Origin of the sequence: Micromonospora sp. NPDC005291 (genome assembly GCF_040607415.1) — a bacterium.
Classification (GTDB): Bacteria; Actinomycetota; Actinomycetes; order Mycobacteriales; family Micromonosporaceae; genus Micromonospora.
Genome location: NZ_JBEXGR010000004.1, coordinates 147,654 through 167,718, shown reverse-complemented (window position 1 = coordinate 167,718; position 20,065 = coordinate 147,654). Strand labels below are relative to the sequence as shown.

Genomic DNA, 20,065 nt, shown 5'->3' with positions numbered 1-20,065 from the left:
ATCCGCGCGGGGCCGGGTGGCAGGAGGGGCTCTCCCGATGGCGCGCCGTGACGCGGAACACCTCGGAGATCAGCTCAGGTCTCCCGGCGGGCGGGCGCACGACGGCCGCGGACCAGGGTCGCGCCGAGCAACGCCACCAGGCTGAGCGCCGCCCAGAGCGCGAGCCCGGTCACCGGCCAGCCGATCGAGCGCCGGTCGAAGTACACCGCCGACTTGATCAGGTCGGTGGCGAGCCCGGGCACGTTCCACCGGTGCATCCCGCGCAGCCAGGTGGGCAGGAACTCGGGGGCGTAGATGCCGCCGGAACCCGGGTTGCCGAGCACCACCAGCAGCAGGATGACCAGCCCGGTGCCGAGCACGCCCAGCCAGCCCTGGACCGCGGCGGCGACCATCGCTGCGGCGAAGACGGCCAGCATGCCGGCGCCGGCGATGGCCGGCACGTCGTGGTCCCAGACGTCCAGCACCGGCCCGACGATCACCGCGCCGACGATGCCGAGCACCACGCTGTACACCGCGAGCGCGCCGATCCGCAGGCCGGCGCGGCGCAGGGTGCGCGGGGCGGTGCCGACGGAGATGCCGAGCACGGTCGAGGCCAGGTAACCGCCGAGGACGTACCCGACGGCCAGGTAGAACGGCACCAGTCCGCGCGGGTCGCTGCCGGCCACCGGCACCTCATCGGTCACCCGCAGCGGCATACCGGCCTGCTGGGCGGCGCTGGTGAGCACCTGGATGACCAGGTCGGTGGCGGCCGGGGCGCTGGCGCTGGCGGTGGTCAGGACGAGCCCGCCGTCGGGCGCGGAGCTGAGCACCGCGTACACCTCGCGGCTGGTCAGGCCGCCGTCGGCAGCGCCCGGGTCGTCGTACTCGATGGGTTTGATCTTGTTGGTGCGCTCGCGGACGGCGGCCAGGACGGTGCGCGCGGGCTGGTCGCCCATCGCCACACCGACCGGCACGTCGCGGGGGTTGGGCTGGTGCAGCGCGCCGACGTAGGCGGCGATGAACGCCGCGGCCAGCACCAGGGTGCCGAGCAGCAGGCCGGCGGTGCGGGGCAGGGAGTCGCGGATCCCGACCTCCGGCGCCTCGTTCACCAGATCAGCCTAGGGCGGCATTCGCCCTGCTTGCGGCGTTTCGCCGGGCGGTAATTCGCTGGCACCGACCACTACCGTCTGATCATGGACGTGCCGCGATATCCCACCAAGCCGAAGCCGGGCGACCGGGTCGCCATCGTGTCGCCCTCCGCCGGCCTGCCGGCGATCTTTCCCCACGTGTACGAGTTGGGGCTGCGCCGGCTGCGCGAGGAGCTCGGCCTGGAGCCGGTGGAGTATCCGACCACCCGGGTCATGGGGGCGGACCCGCGGGACCGGGCCCGAGACCTGACCGCAGCCTTCGCCGACCCGAGCATCACCGCGGTGCTCGCCACGGTCGGCGGGAACGACCTGATCACGGTCACCCCGTACCTCGACGACGACGTGCTGCGCGCCAACCCCAAGCCCTACTTCGGCTACTCCGACAACACCAACGTGCTCAACCACCTGTACCGGCTGGGCATCGTCGCCTACCACGGTGGGTCGGTGCTGGTGCACCTCGGCCGGTCCGGCTCGCCGCACCCGCTGACCCTCGACTCGCTGCGCGCCGCCCTCTTCACCACCGACTCGTACGAGTTGACGCCCGCGCCCGAATGGGGTGACCGGCCGAACCCCTGGACCGAGCCGGAGACGTTGGCCCATGAGCCGGAGATGCTGCCCGGCGAGGGTTGGCGCTGGCAGGGGCCGGCGCGGGTGGTGCGGGGGCGCACCTGGGGCGGCTGCCTGGAGATCCTGCACTGGCTGATGGCCACCGACCGGGTGCCGACCGCCGACGAGTTGGCCGGCTCCGTGCTGATCTTCGAGACCTCCCAGGAGATGCCCAGCGCCCAGGAGGTGTTCCGGATCGTGCGGAACATGGGGGAGCGGGGCCTGCTCGCCGCCTTGCCGGCGATCGTCGTCGGCCGCCCCAAGGCGTGGGACTTCGACAAGCCGCTGTCGGTGCCGGAACGGCTGGCCTGGTGCGAGGCTCAGCGGGAGGCGATCACGCGCGCGCTCGCGCCGTACGCCCCGGACACGGTGCTGGTCTTCGACGTCGACCTCGGCCACACCGACCCACAGTTGATCATCCCGTACGGCGGGGAGATCCGGGTCGACGCCGTCGAGCGCCGGATCTCGGTGCGCTACTGAGGGGTGCTCAGGCGTCGACGACGGCGAAGGCGCGGACCGGGAAGGTGCCCATGCCGGCCACCATCGGTGGGGCCGCGGTGAACCGGAACCCGCTCGGCGGCAGCGCGTCCAGGCCGGTCAGGTGCTCCACGATGGGGATCCCGGCGGCGAGCAGTGTGCTGTGCGCGGGGCGTACGCCTCCGGCCGCCGGGCTCATGTCGTCGATGTTGATCGAGTCGATGCCGACCAGGGCCGCACCGGCGTCGGCCAACGCCTGGGCGGCGTCCCCGGTGAGGTGCGGCGCCTCCGGCGCGCCGTACCGCTCGGTGCCGAAGTGCTCATCCCACCCGGTGTGCAGCAGCACCGCGCGCCCGGCCACCTCGTACGGTGCCAGCATCAACCGGTCCACGGCTCGGGTGCCGGCCGGCACCCGCACCACCACCCCGGGTAGGTCGGCGAGCCGGTCCAGCGACACCCCGGTCAGGTCGTCGCCCCCGGCCCAGCGATGGGCGGGAGTGTCCACGTACGTGCCGGTGTTGGCGATCATGTCGATCCGGGCAACGTGGAACTCGGTGCCCGGCGCGTAGTTCGCCCGGGACGCCGCGAAGGTCAGCCAATCGTCGATCCGCGGCCCCGGCCAGCCGGGCAGGGTGGTCATCCCGTCGCTGATCACATGGCTCAACTCGACCAGCCGACGATCAGTACCGGAGCCGCCGACGGCGACGCCCCGGCCGCCCTTGTGCGGCTCCTCGATGATCGTCTTCGCGCTGATCCGGACGTCGGCGACCATCAGCAGCCCGAGATGCCGGACGAACAACGCCGCCAGGTCGTCGTCGGTGATCTGCTGCCCCGGAATGTCCAGCCGGAATCCCTCGGTGCGCAGCCCGCCGCCGTTGGCGAAGCTCACCTCCGCGTCGAACTGTGCCCGCCACTGCTCACCCATCCCGACACCCGACCACGAAGCCCAGCCATCGGTCAAGATCCACGCCACGGGCCCGGCCGTCACGGGCCTGGTCGGTGCTCGCTCGACCGCCACGGGTCCGGCGCCACGGGTCCGGCGCCACGGGTCCGGTCGCCACCGGTCCGGCGCCACGGGTCCGGTCGGTGCTCGCTCGAACGCGCTGTCGCCTGCGGTCCGCGTCCTCGAGCCCGCCAAATCGCGCTAACCGGGGGAGATCGCGCTCGATCCAGGAAAGAGTGCGTTCCCGCCCGCTCCGAGGCCACTACATCCTGGATCGAGCGCGATCTTGACGGACGGTGTCCGCTGGCGGCAGTGCGACCGGCCTTTCAGGGCGGTTACGTGCGCGCTTGGCGGGGTCGAAGCCGACCGACCGCCGGCCCCCGCACGCCGACAAGATCCGCACATCGGCAGGGAAGCCGCTGTTCTCCGGCGGCCTGGACCAAGATCCGCACAACATCGGGGAAATTGCTGCCTCCCGCGTCTCGGATACAGCAGTTTCCGCGAAGTTGTGCGGATCTTGGTCCGGTGGGCTGGGTGGGCCGGCTGGGTGGGCCGGCTGGGCGGGCCGGCTCGGCGGCGGAGCAGGCAGGCCGGGCGGGGTGGCAGGTGAAGCGGGCGGGCAGGCCGGCGGGGCGGCCCGGCGGCAGAGCAGTCCGGGCGGGGCGGCAGGTGGGCGGGCAGGCAGGCCGGGCGGGGCGGCAGGTCGGGCGGGGCGGCAGGTGGGCGGGCAGGCAGGCCGGGCGGGGCGGCCCGGGGGCGGGGCGGCCGGGGTGGGGGCGGGTAGTTGGGCGGGGTGGGCGCGACGCGACGCGGACCTGGGCGGAAGGGGGTGCGTGTCGGTGGGCGGGGATAGGCTGGTCGTCGTGCACCCCCCGTCCGACTGGACGAGGGGCCGCCGTCGTGTGCGTCGACTCCCCTGGAAGGATTCCCTTGCTCACCGGACTGTTCTCCGCCGCCCTGGCCGACCCGGGGCTGGCCCGGGCGCGTGACCTGGCGCGCTCCGGTGCCGCCCAGGTCGACGGCCTCGACATCACCGCCCCGGCCGCGCTGCGCCCGTTCGCGGTGGCCGCCGTCGCGGCCGACCCCGGCGGCACCGGCAGCGGCAAGAACGGAGGCGGGGCCGGGCGGCCGGTGCTGGCGGTGACCGCCACCACCCGTGAGGCTGATGACCTGGCTGCCGCTCTGGGCGGGTTGCTCCCGGCGGAGCAGGTGGTGGTCTTCCCCTCCTGGGAGACGCTGCCCCACGAGCGGCTCTCCCCGCGCTCGGACACGGTGGGCCGCAGGCTGGCCGTGCTGCGCCGGCTGGCGCACCCTGACTCGGCCGACGCGTACGGCAGCACCGGTCCGCTGCGGGTGGTCGTGGCCCCGGTCCGCTCGCTGCTCCAACCGCAGCTCAAGGGGCTCGGTGACCTGGAGCCGGTGCAGCTCGCCGCGGGCGAGGAGGCCGACCTGGAGGAGGTCGCCCGCCGGTTGATCGACATGGCGTACGCCCGGGTCGACCTGGTCACCAAGCGGGGCGAGTTCGCGGTGCGCGGCGGCATCCTGGATGTCTTCCCGCCCACGGACGAGCACCCGTCCCGAGTCGAGTTCTGGGGCGACGAGGTGGAGGAGATCCGCACCTTCGCCGTCGCCGACCAGCGGACCATCGAGCAGGTCCCGCTGCTCTGGGCACCGCCCTGCCGTGAGCTGTTGCTCACCCAGCCGGTCCGCGACCGGGCCGCCGCGCTCGCCGAGCAGCACCCTGAGCTGGCCGAGATCCTGGACAAGCTGGCCGAGGGCATCCCGGTGGAGGGGATGGAGTCGCTGGCACCGGTGCTGGTCGGCCCCGACTCGCTGGAGCTGCTGCTGGACGCCATGCCGGCCGGCACCCACGTGCTGCTCTGCGACCCCGAGCGGATCCGCACGAGGGCGCACGACCTGGTGCGTACCTCGGAGGAGTTTCTCCAGGCCAGCTGGGCCGCCGCCGCGGTCGGCGGCCAGGCGCCGGTGGACGTGGGCGCCGCCGCCTTCCGCACCCTGGGCGAGGTCCGCTCCACGGCCGGCAAGCTCGGCCAGCCGTGGTGGACGCTGTCCCCGTTCGGCCTCGTCGAGGCGGAGACGGCCGAGACGCGGCAGCCCTGGGAGGACGCACCGGAGCAGGCCGCCGTCACCCCGGACGACGCCATCGCGGTGACCCTGTCCGCCCAGCCGGCCCCGCTCTACCACGGCGAGACCACGCGGGTGGTCGACGACCTCAAGCGCTGGGCCGGCGAGGGCTGGTCGATCGCGTTGGTCTTCGAGGGGCACGGCCCCGCGCAGCGGGCGGTGGAGGTGCTGCGCGACGCCGGCCTGGGTGCCCGGCTCACCGATGAGGTGCCGAGCGCGCCCGCACCGGGCGAGCTGGTGGTCACCTGTGGCGCGCTGAGCAGCGGGTTCGTCGACGAGGCGTCCCGCTTCGTGCTGCTCACCGGCAACGACGTGACCGGCGGTCGGGGCACCTCGACCCGGGACATGCGCAAGATGCCGAGCCGGCGGCGCAACACCATCGACCCGCTGGAGCTGAAAGCCGGCGACCACGTGGTGCACGAGCAGCACGGCATCGGCCGGTACGTGGAGCTGGTGCAGCGCACGGTCAACGGCGCCAGCCGCGAATACCTGGTCATCGAGTACGCGGCCAGCAAGCGGGGCCAGCCCGGCGACCGGCTCTTCGTCCCGACCGACCAACTGGACCAGCTTTCCCGGTACGTGGGCGGCGAGCAGCCGACCCTGCACAAGATGGGTGGCTCGGACTGGCAGAAGTCCAAGGCTCGGGCCCGTAAGGCGGTCCGGGAGATCGCCGCGCAACTGATCCAGCTGTACGCCGCCCGCAAGGCGTCGAAGGGCCACTCGTTCGGCCCGGACACCCCGTGGCAGCGGGAGCTGGAGGACGCCTTCCCCTGGCAGGAGACACCGGACCAGCTCGCCGCGATCGACGAGGTCAAGCGGGACATGGAGCAGACCGTCCCGATGGACCGGCTGATCTGCGGCGACGTCGGCTACGGCAAGACCGAGATCGCGGTCCGGGCGGCGTTCAAGGCGGTGCAGGACGGCAAGCAGGTGGCGGTGCTGGTGCCGACCACGTTGCTGGTGCAGCAGCACTACAACACGTTCGCCGAGCGGATGAGCCAGTTCCCGGTCCAGATCCGGCAGCTGTCCCGGTTCCAGACGCCGAAGGAGACCGAGCGGACGCTGGAGATGGTCGCCGACGGCACCGTCGACATCGTCATCGGCACCCATCGGCTGCTCCAGACCGCCACCCGGTTCAAGCAGCTGGGTCTCGTGGTCGTCGACGAGGAGCAGCGCTTCGGTGTCGAGCACAAGGAGCACCTGAAGACGTTGCGCGCGTCGGTCGACGTGCTGAGCATGTCGGCCACCCCGATCCCACGGACCCTGGAGATGGCGATCACCGGCATCCGGGAGATGTCCACCATCGCCACCCCGCCGGAGGAGCGGCACCCGGTGCTCACCTTCGTCGGCGCTCAGGACGACCGGCAGGTGGCCGCGTCCATCCACCGCGAGTTGCTCCGCGACGGGCAGGTCTTCTACCTGCACAACCGGGTCGAGTCGATCGACCGTGCGGCGCGGCGGTTGCGGGAGTTGGTGCCCGAGGCACGGGTCGCGGTGGCGCACGGGCAGATGGGCGAGGAAGCCCTGGAGAAGGTCATGGTCGGCTTCTGGGAGAAGGAGTTCGACGTCCTGGTCTGCACCACGATCGTCGAGTCGGGCATCGACATCCCGAACGCCAACACGCTGATCGTGGAGCGGGCCGACCTGCTCGGTCTGGCCCAGCTGCACCAGATCCGCGGCCGGGTCGGCCGAGGCCGCGAGCGGGCGTACGCCTACTTCCTCTATCCGCCGGAGAAGCCACTCACCGAGCACGCCCACGAGCGGCTGGCGACCATCGCGCAGCACACCGAGCTGGGTGCCGGCATGTACGTGGCGATGAAGGACCTGGAGATCCGGGGCGCCGGCAACCTGCTCGGTGGCGAGCAGTCCGGGCACATCGAGGGCGTCGGTTTCGACCTGTACGTGCGGATGGTCGGTGAGGCGGTCTCCGCGTTCAAGGGTGAGCGGTCGGAGGAGGAGCCCGACGTCAAGATCGACCTGCCGATCGACGCGCACCTGCCGCACGACTACGTGAGCGTGGAGCGGCTGCGCCTGGAGATGTACCGCAAGCTCGCCGAGGCGCGCGACGAGGAGCGGCTGCGCGAGGTGATCGCCGAGATGACCGACCGGTACGGAGAGCCTCCGGCCCCGGTGCAGAACCTCGTGGAGGTGGCCCGGTTCCGCCTGCTGGCCCGCCGGTACGGGCTGACCGACGTGTCCATGCAGGGCAAGCACGTGCGGTTCGGGCCGCTGCCGCTGCCCGACTCCAAGCAGCTACGGCTGAAGCGCTACCACCCGGACGCGGTCTACAAGCAGGCCAACGACCAGGTCAGCGTGCCCCGGCCGAGCACCCGTCGGATCGGGGGCGAGCCGCTGCGTGACCAGGCGCTGCTTCAGTGGTGCGCCCAACTGCTCTCCGATGTGCTGGGCGCCCCCGCCCCGCTCGCCGTCGCGGCGGGGTGAGGTGGGGGTCAGGGTGAGGTGGGGGCCGTCACAGCACGGGAGAGGGCATGAGAGAGTGGCGGGCATGCGTGCTCGCCGTGTGATCGCCGCCGCCAGCGTCGCGGCCCTGGGTGTCCTCTCCCTCGCTGCCTGCGGCAAGTCCGCACCGGACGTCGCCGCGTACGTCGGTGACACCACCTACTCGCTGGAGCGGGTCGACGAGATCTACTCCGACGTGCAGGCGAAGTTCGGCGACGCGGTCCGGCAGGAGGCCAGCCAGGCCAGCGCGACGCCGTCGCCGGAGCAGCTGCGCTCCGCCGTCACCCGGCAGGACGTGGTGAACCTGCTGGTCAGCCTGGAGCTGGGCAAGCGGGTCGCGGCGGCGAAGAACCTCCAGGTGCCCGACGAGGTGACTCCGCAGCAGTTGGAGCAGAACCTGCGGGTGCCGGCCAGTACCGAGTACGCGAAGCTCTGGGGCGAGTGGATCGACCTGCTCCAGGTGCTCAACCAGCAGCTTCCGCCGGCCGACCTGAGCGACGACTCGATGATGGCCGTCTACCAGGCCCTCGCCAAGACGGGCGCGATCCAGGGTGGGATGTCGGTGGCCGACGTCCGTGGCGCGTTCGGTGACGGCGGCTTCGTCCGCGCCGCCACGGCGCTCAGCGCCGCGCTGGAGGAGGAAGCGACCAAGGCCGACGTCTCGATCAACCCGCGTTACCGGGCGATCGGGGTGCCGTCGGTGGTGAGCACCGGCCAGTCGCTGGTCTTCTACTCGCTTCCGTACATCAACGAGGCCGGTCCGGTCACCGACATCTCCACTCCGGAGCCGCTGCCGTCCAGTGACGCCCCGGACGCGGAGGGCACGCCCCAGGACGACGAGGGCACGGCCAGCTGAGCATGACGGCACGGATCGTCCTCCTGGTCACCTCGCCCCGGCTGCCCGCCGGTCTGCTGACTTCCGCAGCCTGGGACGTCGTACGGCAGCACCCGGTGCTGACCGGCGCGGAGAGCGAGCTGGTCACGGCCGTGCGCCAAGCGGGCGCCGAGGTCATCGTGGTGGACGGCCCGGCGACGCAGCCGCTGCTGGACACGGTCGCGGCGCACGGCACGGCGGTCTGGCTGGCTGGCCCGGCGGGCGACGAGGCGCTGGCCCGGGAGTTGGGTCTGCGGCTGGCCCGGGAACCATGGTTGGCCGAGATGGAGCTGATGTACGGCTCGTGGGATCCGCCGGGTGCGCGGCTGCTCGACGCGGTGGCCGTGCTGGACCGGCTGGCTTCGCCGGGGGGCGACCCGTGGAAGCGGGCGCAGACGCACCGCAGTCTCGCCGGTTATCTGCTGGAGGAGAGCTACGAGGCGTACGACGCGATCAGCGCCGATGACACCGACGCGCTCCGCGAAGAGTTGGGCGACGTGTTGCTGCAGGTGGTGTTGCACGCGCGGCTCGCCGAGGAGTTGCCCGAGGATGAGCGGTGGACCATCGACGACGTGGCGGGTGGCCTGGTCGACAAGATGATCCGGCGTAACCCGCACGTCTTCGCCGGTGCGGAGGCGGGCACTCTGGAGGAGATCACCGAGAACTGGGAGCGGATCAAGCGTGTGGAGAAGGCACGTGACTCGGTGCTGGACGGCGTGGCACTGAGCCAGCCCGCACTGGCTCTGGCCGCGCAGATTCTGAACCGCGCCGCCCGCATCGGTCTGGCGGTCCCGCCGCCACTGGCCGACACCCAGGTAGACGCCGAAGCGCGACTGGGCGCCAGCCTCCTGAGCACGGTCGCGACAGCCCGTCAGGCGGGAATCGACCCCGAAGCGGCCCTCCGCCGCACCACCCTCGCCTACGCCGAGGCAATCCGCGCCGCCGAAGCGCAACCCCCACCCCCTCGTTGATCATGAAGTTGTTGCCAGGACACGCCGAGGTGGACGGCAATAACTTCATGATCAACCCGAGCGGGAACGGGCGGCAGTGCCGGGGACGGTCGGTAGGGTGGGCCGGTGGAAGCGTTTGGGGTATTGGCTGAGCGGGTTGTCGAGGCTCTACTGGAGTCGCGGCCGGGGGTTGCTACCGCTGCGGGGGATCATCGGTTCGACGACCGGCTACCGGACCTGTCCGCCGATGGTGTGGCCTCCGATCGGGCGATGCTCTCCGACGCGGCCAACGCGCTGTCCGAGTTGGACCCGGACTCGCTCGACGTTGACGAGCAGGTCGACCACGCGCTGCTCACCTCCTTCGTTGATCGGGAGTTCTTCGAGCTGACCGAGATCCGGTCGCACGAGTGGGACCCGCTTCGCCACAACCCCGGCCCGCTGCTGCACCCGCTGCTGGCCCGCTCGTACGCCCCGCCGGAGGTGCGGCTGACCCAGCTCGCCGGCCGGCTCGCCGCCGTACCGGATGCTCTCGCCACCGCTCGCGCGTCGCTGCGGGACATGCCGCGGATCCACGCGGAGACGGCGGTCGGGCAGTTCAGCGGCACGGCCGCGCTGATCCGCGACGAGCTGCCGGCGCTGCTCGCGCAGGCGCCGAGCACCCTGGACCGGGTCGAGCCGGCGGCGACCGCGGCGATCGCCGCGCTGGAGGAGTTCGTCGCCTGGCTGCGTGTCGGCCTGGCCGCCGACGCCGGCCCTGGCCGTGACCCGCGACTGGGCCGGCGCCGTTGGGAGGCTCGGCTCTGGCACACGCTGGACACCGAACTGGGCGCCGCCGAAATCCAGCGCCGCGCCTGGGCCAACCTGGACCGGGTCACCGCGGAGATCCGCGAGGCGGCCGTCGAGCTGGTCGGCGGCCCGGCCGACGACGCGGCCGTACGCCGGGCGCTGGACGTGCTCGCCGCCGAACACCCGAACGACGGGACCATTGTCGAGCTGGCCGGGGTGACCCTGGACGAGGCAACCGACTTCGTCCGCGCGCACGACCTGGTCAGCCTGGTCGACGACCGGTGCGTGGTCCAGGAGATGCCGGAGTTCGCCCGGGGCGTCGCGGTGGCGTACTGCGACGCGCCCGGCCCATTGGAAACCGCGACCGTGCCCACCTTCTACTGCATCGCGCCCACCCCTTCCGACTGGCCGGCGCATCGGGTCGAGTCGTTCTACCGCGAATACAACGACCACATGATCCGCAATCTGACGGTGCACGAGGCGATGCCGGGGCACTTCCTCCAGCTCGCCCATGCCCGCCGCTACGTCGGTGGCACCCGGGTCAGGGCGCTGGCCGAGTCCGGCCCGTTCATCGAAGGCTGGGCGGTGTACGCCGAGGAGCTGATGGTGGGGCTCGGCTTTGGCGGCCTGCCGGTGCGGTTGCAGCAGCTCAAGATGCAGCTACGGATGACCATCAACGCGTTGCTCGACCAGTTGGTGCACGCCGAGGACCTGCCCGAGGCTGAGGCGATGGCGTTGATGACCGGGCGCGGCTTCCAGGAGGAGGGCGAAGCGGCCGGCAAGTGGCGCCGGGCGCAGCTCACCTCCACGCAGCTCTCGACCTACTTCGTCGGGTACAGCGAGGTCGCCGAGATCGCCGCCGCCCGCCCGGAGGGCGTGTCGGTCCGCGACTGGCACGACGCGATGCTCGCCCATGACTGCCCGCCCCCGCGCCACCTGCGCACACTGCTCGGCGTCTGACTGGAACTCCGGGCCACTTCGCCCGCGCGGGGGTCACCGCCGTCCGGCGGTCACCGTCGCGCCGATCAACCAGCGCGAGATGGAGTACGCGGGCGGCAGTTCCGCCGGCAGCGTATCCACGCCGAACCACTGAGCCTTGGTCAGTTCCTGGCCGTCGACCATCGGCTCGGCCGTTGGGCTGGTCACGAGCCGCCGGGGCGGCGGTCCACGACACCGGCGTCGGCGGGCGGGTCGAACGCGCCGTTGTCGACCGTCGCGGAGTAGCTGCTCAGCGCCAACTCCATCGGCTTGCCGTCGACCGGCCCGGTGAAGCTGCCGAGCACGCCCTCGGTGGTCACGCAGGCGGTGAAGTCGCCGGACGAACTCTGCACCTCGACGCAGGTCGCGTGGCGCCCGGCGACGGTGGTGTCGCTCTGCTTGATGACCGCCTGCGGGTCGAGTGCGGCGGCGCTCAGAAGCCCGACCACCACCGGCGGGGTGACGAGGCCCTGCCGATTGGCCTCGCCGAAGAGCGTCACGGTGGGCTTGCTGCCCGGGGTGGGCGGTGCGACCAGCGTGCACTCCGGGCGGGCGCCGGTCGTCGTGCACCGGGTGATGGCCTCCGGGGTGACGGTGAGTCGCCCGCCCGGGTAGGTGTACGCGGAGCGGGCCGGGTCCTGCGCCTGCGCGATGGCGGCGCTCTGGCCGCCGGGGAGCTGGTAGTCGGCCGAGTAGGTCAACTCCAGCGCCCGGTCGAGTCGGGCGGCGATGTCGTTGACGAGTTCCGAGCGACCCATGGCGACGCCGGCGTCCTCGAATGTCTGACAGCCGGTGACGGTGAGCGACGCGATGACCGACACGGCGAGCATGCGGAGGGTGGTCGAGGCGGCGGGCATGACGACCAGCCTGGTGGATCCGGTCCGCGCAGCGCAAACCCGTTGCCGGTTGACGCCCGGAAATCCGGGAATGTCCGTCAGTGCGGGGCGACTCGGGTGCGCGGGCGACGCCGTGCCCGTTCGCGCCGCCCGATACGCTGCGTTCAACACCTGCCTCAGCCGCACCGTCGCGGCCCACCCACGGACCGGATCACAACAACGAGGAGCGACTTAGTGGCAACCATCGAGGGAATCGTCGCCCGGGAGATTCTCGACTCGCGGGGCAACCCGACGGTCGAGGTCGAGGTCGGTCTGGACGACGGCACGGTGGCCCGCGCCGCCGTGCCCTCCGGCGCCTCCACCGGCGCCTTCGAGGCGATCGAGCTGCGCGACGGTGACGCCGACCGCTACCAGGGCAAGGGCGTGGAGAAGGCGGTCTCCAACGTCGAAGACAAGATCGTCGACCAGATCATCGGGTACGAGGCCAGCGAGCAGCGGCTGATCGACCAGAAGATGCTCGACATCGACGGCACCGACAGCAAGTCGGAGCTGGGCGCGAACGCCATCCTCGGGGTCTCCCTCGCGGTGGCGAAGGCCGCTGCCGGCAGCGCCGAGCTGAGCCTCTTCCGTTACCTGGGCGGCCCGAACGCGCACCTCCTGCCGGTGCCGATGATGAACATCCTCAACGGTGGCGCGCACGCCGACTCGAACGTCGACATCCAGGAATTCATGATCGCGCCGATCGGCGCGCCCACCTTCCGTGAGGCGCTGCGCTCGGGCGCGGAGGTCTACCACGCACTGAAGTCGGTGCTGAAGAAGAAGGGCCTGTCGACGGGGCTCGGCGACGAGGGTGGCTTCGCGCCGAACCTGCCGACCAACGCGGCGGCCCTGGACCTGATCGCCGAGGCGGTCGAGAAGGCCGGTTACCGGCTCGGCACCGACATCGTGTTCGCGCTCGACGTGGCGGCCACGGAGTTCTTCGACAACGGCACCTACACCTTCGAGGGTGCCGCGAAGTCCGCCGAGGAGATGAGCACCTACTACACGAAGCTGGCCGACGAGTACCCGATCGTGTCGATCGAGGACCCGCTGGCGGAGGACGACTGGAGCGGCTGGCAGACGCTGACCGCCTCGATCGGCGACCGGGTGCAGATCGTCGGTGACGACCTGTTCGTGACCAACCCGCAGCGCATCGCCCGCGGTATCGCCGAGAAGTCGGCCAACGCGGTGCTGGTCAAGGTCAACCAGATCGGTTCGCTGACCGAGACTCTGGACGCCGTGGACCTGGCCCACCGGGCCGGCTTCAAGTGCATGATGAGCCACCGTTCCGGCGAGACCGAGGACACCACCATCGCCGACCTGGCGGTGGCCACCGGCTGCGGTCAGATCAAGACCGGCGCGCCGGCCCGTTCCGACCGGGTCGCCAAGTACAACCAGTTGCTCCGGATCGAGGAGGAGCTGGCCGACGCGGCGCGCTACGCCGGTGCGGGCGCGTTCCCGCGCTACCGTTCCGCCTGAGACGCGCAGAAGCCTCGGGGGAGGGGTGTGACGATGCAGCAGCGCCGCACACCGGGTGGTCAGCGTCCCGCCCGCCGGCCGGGTCAGTCCGGTCGGCCGGGCGGTGGGCGCGCCACGCGGGGATCGGTCCGGGAGGCCGGCGTACGTGCCGAGCCGCGCGGTGCCGCCGGTCGGGCACCGGGCGGGGCCCGGGGCGCCGAGGGCGTTCGCTCCGCGAATCGTCCGGCCGCCGCTCGGCGTACCGGCGCCGGTGGTGCCGTTAAGCGGCTCGCCGCACCCAACCCCCGTCGCTTCACCGGCCGGGCCACCGTGCTGTTCGCGGTCCTCATCGCGCTCGCCCTGGCCTACACCTACCCGGTCCGGGTCTACCTGGACCAGCAGGCCGACATCGAGCGGATGGAGGCGGCCCAGGCGGTGCAGGAGGCGGAGATCGCCAAGCTCGCCGCGGAGGCCGCCAACTGGAAAGACAAGGCGTTCATCGAGACCAAGGCTCGGGAGCGGTTCTTCATGGGCCGGCCGGGCGAGAAGATGATGGTGGTGCTGCACGACCCGGAGGGCGCCGCGCGGGACGCCGGGAAATCGGCCGGATCGGCCGCCCCTGCCGGCCCGGTGACCTGGTACGACACGCTCTGGTCGAGCGTGCAGGCGGCGGACAGCCAGCAGCCGGGCAAGTGACCCACCGACCAGCACACCAGGAAAGATGGGCACCGTGACTGTCGTACCACCGTCGGAGTCGGCGGCGGATTCCGTACCCCTGCCGCAGCGGGAGCCGGCGACCGAGGCCGACCTGGCCGCGGTGGCCGCGCAGCTCGGCCGGACTCCCCGTGGCACCCGGGCGGTCGCCCACCGGTGCCCGTGTGGCCTCCCGGACGTGGTGGAGACGACCCCCCGTCTCGCCGACGGCACACCGTTCCCGACGCTCTACTACCTGACCTGCCCCCGGGCCACCGCGGCGTGCAGCCGGCTGGAGTCGGCGGGGCTGATGAAGGAGATGGCGGACCGGCTGACGGCGGATCCCGAGTTGGCCGCCCACTATCGTGCCGCGCACGAGGACTACCTCGCCCGTCGAAAGGCGATCGGCGAGGTGCCGGAGATCGCCGGCATCTCGGCCGGCGGGATGCCGGGCCGGGTGAAGTGCCTACACGTGCACCTGGGGCACGCGTTGGGCGCGGGCCCCGGGGTGAACCCGTTCGGCGACGAGACGTTGGAGCTGGTCGAGCCCTGGTGGACGGCCGGCCCGTGCGTGGACGTGCCGGCGGGCGAATGAGCGCGCAGGCCGGGTCCTCGGCACCCGAGAGTCAGATTCTGGTGCGGCGGGCCCGTACCGGGGATGTGCGGGGCATCCGGCGGCTGGTCGACACCTACACCGACGATCGGCGGCTGCTGAGCAAGGCCACCGTCACCCTCTACGAGCAGGTGCAGGAGTTCCGGGTAGCGGTCCGGGCCGAGGACGGCGCCGTGGTGGGCTGCGGTGCGCTGCACGTGATGTGGGAGGACCTGGCCGAGATCCGTACGGTCGCGGTGGATCCGTCCTGCCGGGGCCGACGGATCGGGCACCGGCTGGTCGGCGAGCTGATCGACGCTGCCCGGGAGTTGGGCGTGGCGCGGATCTTCGTGCTCACCTTCGAGACGCAGTTCTTCGGCGCGTTCGGCTTCCAGGCGATCGACGGCGCACCCGTGCCGCAACCGGTGTACGAGCAGCTGCTGCGCTCGTACGACGAGGGTGTCGCGGAGTTCCTGGACCTGGAGCGGGTGAAGCCGAACACGCTGGGCAACACCCGGATGCTGCTGCGCCTGTAGTCAGGACCGCCGGGGGTGCGCGGCGAAGAACTCCCACATCAGGTCGGTGGCCGACACACCCGCGGCGGGTGCGGCGAGTTGACCGGACGGCGCCCCCGGCCAGCTGTGGCCCATGTCGGGAATGGTGTAGACGCTGACCTCGCTGCCGTCCGCGCAGCTCGCCAGCGTCCGGGTCACACCCGGCACCCCGGACGCCTTCGGGCTCGGCCGGCACGTGAGCCGCTGCTGCCAGGTCCGCACACCCGTCTGGAAGATCGAGGCGTACCGGTCCTGGCCACCGATGAAGGTGATCACGGAGACCGGGCTCGTCGGCACGTAGCTCTCGGCCGTGGCCAGTTTTCCGCTGTAACCGCCGCTGACCACCCCGATCGCGGCGAACCTACCCGTGCCCTCGACCGCCGCCCGGAAGCTCATGTCGCCGCCGTTCGAGATGCCGGTGAGGAAGACCCGGTTGGGGTCCGCCCGCCAGGTCTGCACCAGGTGGTCGGTGAGGGCGGTGAGGAAGCCGACGTCGTCCTGGCTGCCGCAGCAGACCAGCGCGTTGAAGCCGCCGCCCACCCCGTCGGGGTAGGCGATCAACACGTTGTCCTTGTCAGCCTTGGCGTCCAGGCCCGCCAGCTCCCGCATCGAGGCGCCGACGCCGGGGTAGAAGTGCAGCGCGATGACCAGCGCGGATGGCCGGCTCGGGTCGTACCCGGGTGGTGCGTGCAGCAGGTAGGCGCGGTCGAGCCCGTTGTGCTTCAGGGTGAGCTGGTGGTCGCCCGCCGCCGGGCGTTCGCTCGACGCGGAGGGCGTGGCTGGCGGGGTCGACGAGGGTTGCCCCCGCTCACCACAGGCCGCGGCCGCGACGATGAGGCAGAGCCCCGTCAACACTGACACCGTCCGCCGCACGCCGGCCACCCCCCGTCGACCCCGCAATCCACACTGGAGTTTGTTCGCGTGCGGATCAACCCTTTCGGTCCTGAGCGAAGGAGAGCAGGCTGTCCATCATGCTTCGCCTCCAGCTCGGGCCGGCGGATCTGTGCCGGGTGCGGTTCGCCGAACGGCTGCACCCGGTCGGCACCGCCCTGCTGGCTGGTCAGTGGCTGCGGGATCCGACGGTCGCGGCGATGGCCCCGGCGTTGGCCGAGCGGGCTGCGGCGGTCGAGAGTGCGGGGGCTGCCCAGGCCGCCACCGCGATCCTTCGGCACCTGTTACCCGAGCGGGGGCGGCTGCCGGACTTCGTCACCCCCTTCGATGGTCTGGAGTCGGTCGCCGCCGGTCTGGAGGCGATCCGGGCCACTCCGGCACGACGGGTCCGCGCCGAGGTCAGCGCGGCGTACACGGACGCGACCGCCACCCCGCTGCGGCGGCGGTTCGCAGCCGCCGATCCGGAGGTACTGGACCTGTTCGGCGGGGCTGTCCGCACCTGGTTCGACGCCGTCCTCGCGCCGCACTGGTCCGATCTGGTGTCCGCGTACCGCCAGCAGGTGACCTGTGCCAGCCAACGGCTGGCGCAGCACGGCCTCGCCGGCCTCTTCGCGGGACTGCACCCGGCGATCCGGTGGCGGGAGCCGGTGCTGGAGGTGCGGACGTGGTGGAGCGGGGATCAGCCCGGCACCGGCCACGGGCTCATCCTGCTGCCCTCCCCGTTGGCCGGGCCCCGCCCCCGGGTGCTGGTCGAGCCGGGTCACCCGATCCTGCTCGTCTATCCGGCGGTGATGCCTCCGCGCGGCGCCACTGCTTCGGCGGATTCCCTCGGCCGACTACTCGGCGCCACCCGGGCGCTGGTGCTGCGCCGGCTGGCAGCCGACGGTGGGTTGACCACCACCGTGCTGTCCCGGGCCGCCGGGATCAGTCTCTCCTCGGCCTCGGAGCACGCCACCGCGCTGCGGGCTGCTGGGCTGGTGGCCAGCGAGCGGGAGGGTGGGGCCGTCCGACATCACCTGACAGCGCTCGGAGCGGGGCTGTTGAGCGGCCCGGCGGAGGACTCGTCCGAGGCGTGGCCGCCGCCCGGCCAAGCCGCCGGGTGGCCGATCGTCCTGCCGTAAGGTTGCTGCCGTGACGACGCGTGTGGCGGCCATCGACTGCGGGACCAACTCGATCCGACTGCTGGTCGCCGACCTGCCCGAGGAGTCGGCCGGGTCGCAGGCGCCGCTGGTCGACCTGACCCGGCGGATGGAGATCGTCCGGCTGGGCCAGGGTGTGGACCGCACCGGCCGGCTGGCACCGGAGGCGATCGAACGGACCCGGGTGGCGCTGGCGTCGTACGCCGCCGACATCGAGAAGCTGGGTGCGGACCGGGTCCGGATGTGCGCCACCTCGGCCTCGCGGGACGCGGCCAACGCCGCCGACTTCACCGACATGGTGCAGCGCACCCTGGGCGTCGCGCCCGAGGTGGTCACCGGCGACGAGGAGGCCCGGCTGTCGTTCACCGGCGCGGTGCGCGGGCTGCCGGCCGACGCGAAGGAGCCGTTCCTCGTCGTCGACATCGGCGGCGGTTCCACCGAGTTCGTGGTCGGTGACCGGGCCGACGGGGTACGTGCGGCGATCTCGGTGGACATCGGCTGTGTCCGGATGACCGAGCGGCACCTGCCCGGCGACCCTCCGACGCCCGATCAGGTCGCCGCCGCGCAGGCCGACATCGCGGCTGCGGTGGACCGGGCGCTCGCCGTGGTGCCCGGCCGCGAGGCGGCCACCCTGGTCGGCCTCGCCGGGTCGGTCACCACCGTGGTCGCCATCGCGCAGGGCCTGCGGGAGTACGACCCGGAGCGCATCCATCACGCCCGGGTGTCGTACGAGGCGGTGGCTCAGGTGACCGCGGACCTGCTGGGTCAGACCCGTGAGCAGCGGTTGGCGATCCCGGTGATGCACCCGGGCCGGGCCGACGTGATCGGCGCGGGCGCGCTGGTGCTCCGCGTGATCATGGAGCGGGCCGGGATGCCGTCGGTGGTCGCTTCGGAGCACGACATCCTCGACGGCATCGCCTGGAGCCTCCAGTCAGCTTCGAGCTAGGTGGGTTGATCGACACGACATCGCCGATATCGCGGCATCCGAGTCATCAGGACACCCCGATATCCGCGATCCCGTGTTGATCATCGCACGGGCGGGCGAGTTTCGTTGACGGTACTTCGCATTACACAGTAGTGTGCAGTGCGTGGACACCACACAGTTGCTGAAGGGCGTGCTCGATCTGGCCGTCCTGGCCGTGCTCCGGGAGGAGGACGGCTATGGCTACGACATCCTGCGCCGGCTTCGCGAGGCCGGCCTGGAAGAGGTCGGTGACGCCTCGGTCTACGGGACGCTGCGCCGGCTCTTCGCCGCCGGCCTGCTCACCACCTACGTCGTGCCGAGCGAATCCGGGCCGCACCGCAAGTACTACTCACTCAACGCCGCGGGGCGTGACCAGTTGACCCGCTCCGGCAAGCTCTGGCGCTCGTTCGCCACGACCATGGACAGTCTGCTCGACGATCGGGGGATGGCGGCATGACCGTCACGGGGCAGGAGATCACCGACTACGTGGCGCGGGTCCGGGCCGCTCTGGCCGACCTGCCGCCCACGCAACGCGACGAGCTGACCGAGGATCTTGCCGACCACCTCACCGAGGTCGCCGCCGAGTCCGAGGGCACCCTCGTCGAGCGGCTGGGCGAGCCCGAGACGTACGCCGCCGAGCTGCGCGCCGCGGCCGGCGCCGCCCCGGGCGGTGGGCGCAATCTCGACCAGCGGGTCGCCACCGCGGTGGTCCGGGTCCGCAGCCAGCTGCGCGAGATCGACACCCGGCTCGGCCCACCCCTGGGGTACGCGACGGCCAGCGACTTCCTCCGGTTGCTGCGCCCCGGTTGGTGGGTGCTGCGCGGCTATCTGGCGGCGATGCTGGTCACGGTCATCTCCAGCGGTGGCAACTATTACAACCTGATGCCCCGGTTCGGTGGCGAGTTGCTCGCCGGCCTGATCATGCTGGTCGGCTTCGTGCTCGCCTCCATCTGGATTGGCCGGCGTTCCGCCCGGCTGACCCGTTGGCCGCGCTCGGCGGTGCAGGTCGGCAGCGCGGTGCTGGTGGTCTTCGCGTTGGCCGCACTGGTCAACACCGAGGACCGGCTCGGCCGTGACTACTACTACGACCAGACCTCGATCGACAGCCAGTACGGCCAGATCCAGGACGTCTTCGTCTACGACAGTGAGGGCCGGCTGGTGGAGAACGCCCGGCTCTTCGACCAGAACGGCAATCCGATCAGGCTCGGTTATCCGGACTGCGAAGGCCCCGTCGACGAGTACGCCAACCCGTTGCTGCGGCCGTACCCGTACTGCCCGGGCCAGGCGCCCTTCGGACCCCGCGCCCCGGGTGTGCCTGTGCCACCCGCGGCGCCGACCAGCACGCCGGGGCCGACCACGACGCCGACCAGCACGCCGGGGCCGACCAGCACGCCCGAGCCGACCGGAACGGCCACCGGTCAGCCCACGGTAGGCCCGACCGTGACGCCGACCCCCACCCCGACGAGCTGAACCTGCGGTGTGAACTGGATCATGCGTACGAAGCTGGGAAATAGCTGAACGGACGAGGCGAGCGGGACCGCACCAGAAATCAA

The 20,065-nt window shown here is 71.9% G+C and carries 18 protein-coding genes; 13 read left to right on the top strand and 5 right to left on the bottom strand.

Annotated elements, in window-relative coordinates; translation table 11 throughout:
- Window positions 1–74: 74 nt before the first annotated feature.
- Complete coding sequence (locus tag ABZT18_RS07400) at window positions 75–1,088, bottom strand: hypothetical protein (RefSeq protein WP_354995749.1); 1,014 nt, start codon at window positions 1,086–1,088, stop codon at window positions 75–77.
- Window positions 1,089–1,172: 84 nt separating this feature from the next.
- On the opposite strand from ABZT18_RS07400, the gene ABZT18_RS07395 reads away from it, so the two are divergent.
- The gene (locus tag ABZT18_RS07395) at window positions 1,173–2,213 is read left to right on the top strand and encodes a S66 peptidase family protein (RefSeq protein ID WP_354995748.1); all 1,041 of its coding nucleotides are present in this window, start codon (window positions 1,173–1,175) and stop codon (window positions 2,211–2,213) included.
- A gap of 7 nt (window positions 2,214–2,220) precedes the next feature.
- On the opposite strand, the gene ABZT18_RS07390 is transcribed toward ABZT18_RS07395, so the two are convergent.
- Window positions 2,221–3,135, bottom strand: a complete 915-nt coding sequence (locus ABZT18_RS07390; protein WP_354995747.1) for a cyclase family protein — start codon at window positions 3,133–3,135, stop codon at window positions 2,221–2,223.
- Window positions 3,136–4,083: 948 nt separating this feature from the next.
- Between ABZT18_RS07390 and mfd the strand changes: the two genes are divergently transcribed.
- The 4 genes from mfd to ABZT18_RS07370 all read left to right on the top strand — a co-directional run bounded on the left by mfd (window position 4,084) and on the right by ABZT18_RS07370 (window position 11,328).
- Entirely contained in the window at window positions 4,084–7,740 is a 3,657-nt protein-coding gene (gene mfd / locus ABZT18_RS07385; RefSeq protein ID WP_354995746.1) for a transcription-repair coupling factor, read from the top strand.
- A gap of 64 nt (window positions 7,741–7,804) precedes the next feature.
- Complete coding sequence (locus tag ABZT18_RS07380; protein ID WP_354995745.1) at window positions 7,805–8,614, top strand: hypothetical protein; 810 nt, start codon at window positions 7,805–7,807, stop codon at window positions 8,612–8,614.
- A 2-nt stretch (window positions 8,615–8,616) separates the two neighbouring features.
- Window positions 8,617–9,603, top strand: a complete 987-nt coding sequence (locus tag ABZT18_RS07375) for a nucleoside triphosphate pyrophosphohydrolase (protein WP_354995744.1) — start codon at window positions 8,617–8,619, stop codon at window positions 9,601–9,603.
- A gap of 105 nt (window positions 9,604–9,708) precedes the next feature.
- Window positions 9,709–11,328: a DUF885 domain-containing protein gene (locus ABZT18_RS07370; RefSeq protein ID WP_354995743.1), complete on the top strand. Its 1,620-nt coding sequence runs from the start codon at window positions 9,709–9,711 to the stop codon at window positions 11,326–11,328.
- A gap of 33 nt (window positions 11,329–11,361) precedes the next feature.
- Here the strand turns inward: ABZT18_RS07370 and ABZT18_RS07365 are convergent, their stop codons facing one another.
- Together ABZT18_RS07365 and ABZT18_RS07360 are read right to left on the bottom strand one after the other, a co-directional pair.
- Window positions 11,362–11,514, bottom strand: coding sequence for a hypothetical protein (locus tag ABZT18_RS07365; protein WP_354995742.1), 153 nt, complete (start codon window positions 11,512–11,514; stop codon window positions 11,362–11,364).
- Window positions 11,511–12,203, bottom strand: a complete 693-nt coding sequence (locus tag ABZT18_RS07360) for a hypothetical protein (RefSeq protein ID WP_354995741.1) — start codon at window positions 12,201–12,203, stop codon at window positions 11,511–11,513. Before ABZT18_RS07360 ends, ABZT18_RS07365 begins: the two co-directional genes overlap by 4 nt.
- A 213-nt stretch (window positions 12,204–12,416) precedes the next feature.
- Here ABZT18_RS07360 and eno point away from each other — a divergent pair, with 213 nt between their 5' ends.
- Genes eno through ABZT18_RS07340 form a run of 4 tightly spaced genes read left to right on the top strand, consistent with a single transcriptional unit; the run spans window position 12,417 to window position 15,500 of the window.
- The gene (gene eno, locus ABZT18_RS07355; RefSeq protein ID WP_124774477.1) at window positions 12,417–13,700 is read left to right on the top strand and encodes a phosphopyruvate hydratase; all 1,284 of its coding nucleotides are present in this window, start codon (window positions 12,417–12,419) and stop codon (window positions 13,698–13,700) included.
- 33 nt (window positions 13,701–13,733) lie between these two features.
- Window positions 13,734–14,375, top strand: coding sequence for a septum formation initiator family protein (locus tag ABZT18_RS07350; protein WP_354995740.1), 642 nt, complete (start codon window positions 13,734–13,736; stop codon window positions 14,373–14,375).
- Between the two features lie 34 nt (window positions 14,376–14,409).
- Window positions 14,410–14,967 carry a DUF501 domain-containing protein gene (locus tag ABZT18_RS07345; RefSeq protein ID WP_354995739.1) on the top strand — a complete coding sequence of 186 codons (558 nt, stop codon included), beginning with the start codon at window positions 14,410–14,412 and terminating at the stop codon, window positions 14,965–14,967.
- On the top strand, window positions 14,964–15,500 hold the full coding sequence (locus tag ABZT18_RS07340; RefSeq protein ID WP_354995738.1) for an amino-acid N-acetyltransferase: 537 nt from the start codon (window positions 14,964–14,966) through the stop codon (window positions 15,498–15,500). Before ABZT18_RS07345 ends, ABZT18_RS07340 begins: the two co-directional genes overlap by 4 nt.
- Here ABZT18_RS07340 and ABZT18_RS07335 read toward each other — a convergent pair whose 3' ends face one another.
- Entirely contained in the window at window positions 15,501–16,370 is an 870-nt protein-coding gene (locus tag ABZT18_RS07335; RefSeq protein ID WP_354995737.1) for a PHB depolymerase family esterase, read from the bottom strand.
- Window positions 16,371–16,489: 119 nt separating this feature from the next.
- On the opposite strand from ABZT18_RS07335, the gene ABZT18_RS07330 reads away from it, so the two are divergent.
- The 4 genes from ABZT18_RS07330 (at window position 16,490) to ABZT18_RS07315 (ending at window position 19,982) form a co-directional block, all read left to right on the top strand.
- Window positions 16,490–17,530, top strand: coding sequence for a helix-turn-helix transcriptional regulator (locus ABZT18_RS07330; protein WP_354995736.1), 1,041 nt, complete (start codon window positions 16,490–16,492; stop codon window positions 17,528–17,530).
- A gap of 22 nt (window positions 17,531–17,552) precedes the next feature.
- A complete protein-coding gene (locus ABZT18_RS07325) occupies window positions 17,553–18,494 on the top strand; it encodes a Ppx/GppA phosphatase family protein (protein ID WP_354995776.1) in 942 nt (313 codons plus the stop codon).
- 142 nt (window positions 18,495–18,636) lie between these two features.
- Window positions 18,637–18,969, top strand: coding sequence for a PadR family transcriptional regulator (locus ABZT18_RS07320; protein ID WP_074316865.1), 333 nt, complete (start codon window positions 18,637–18,639; stop codon window positions 18,967–18,969).
- Complete coding sequence (locus tag ABZT18_RS07315) at window positions 18,966–19,982, top strand: hypothetical protein (RefSeq protein ID WP_354995735.1); 1,017 nt, start codon at window positions 18,966–18,968, stop codon at window positions 19,980–19,982. Before ABZT18_RS07320 ends, ABZT18_RS07315 begins: the two co-directional genes overlap by 4 nt.
- Window positions 19,983–20,065: the final 83 nt, after the last annotated feature.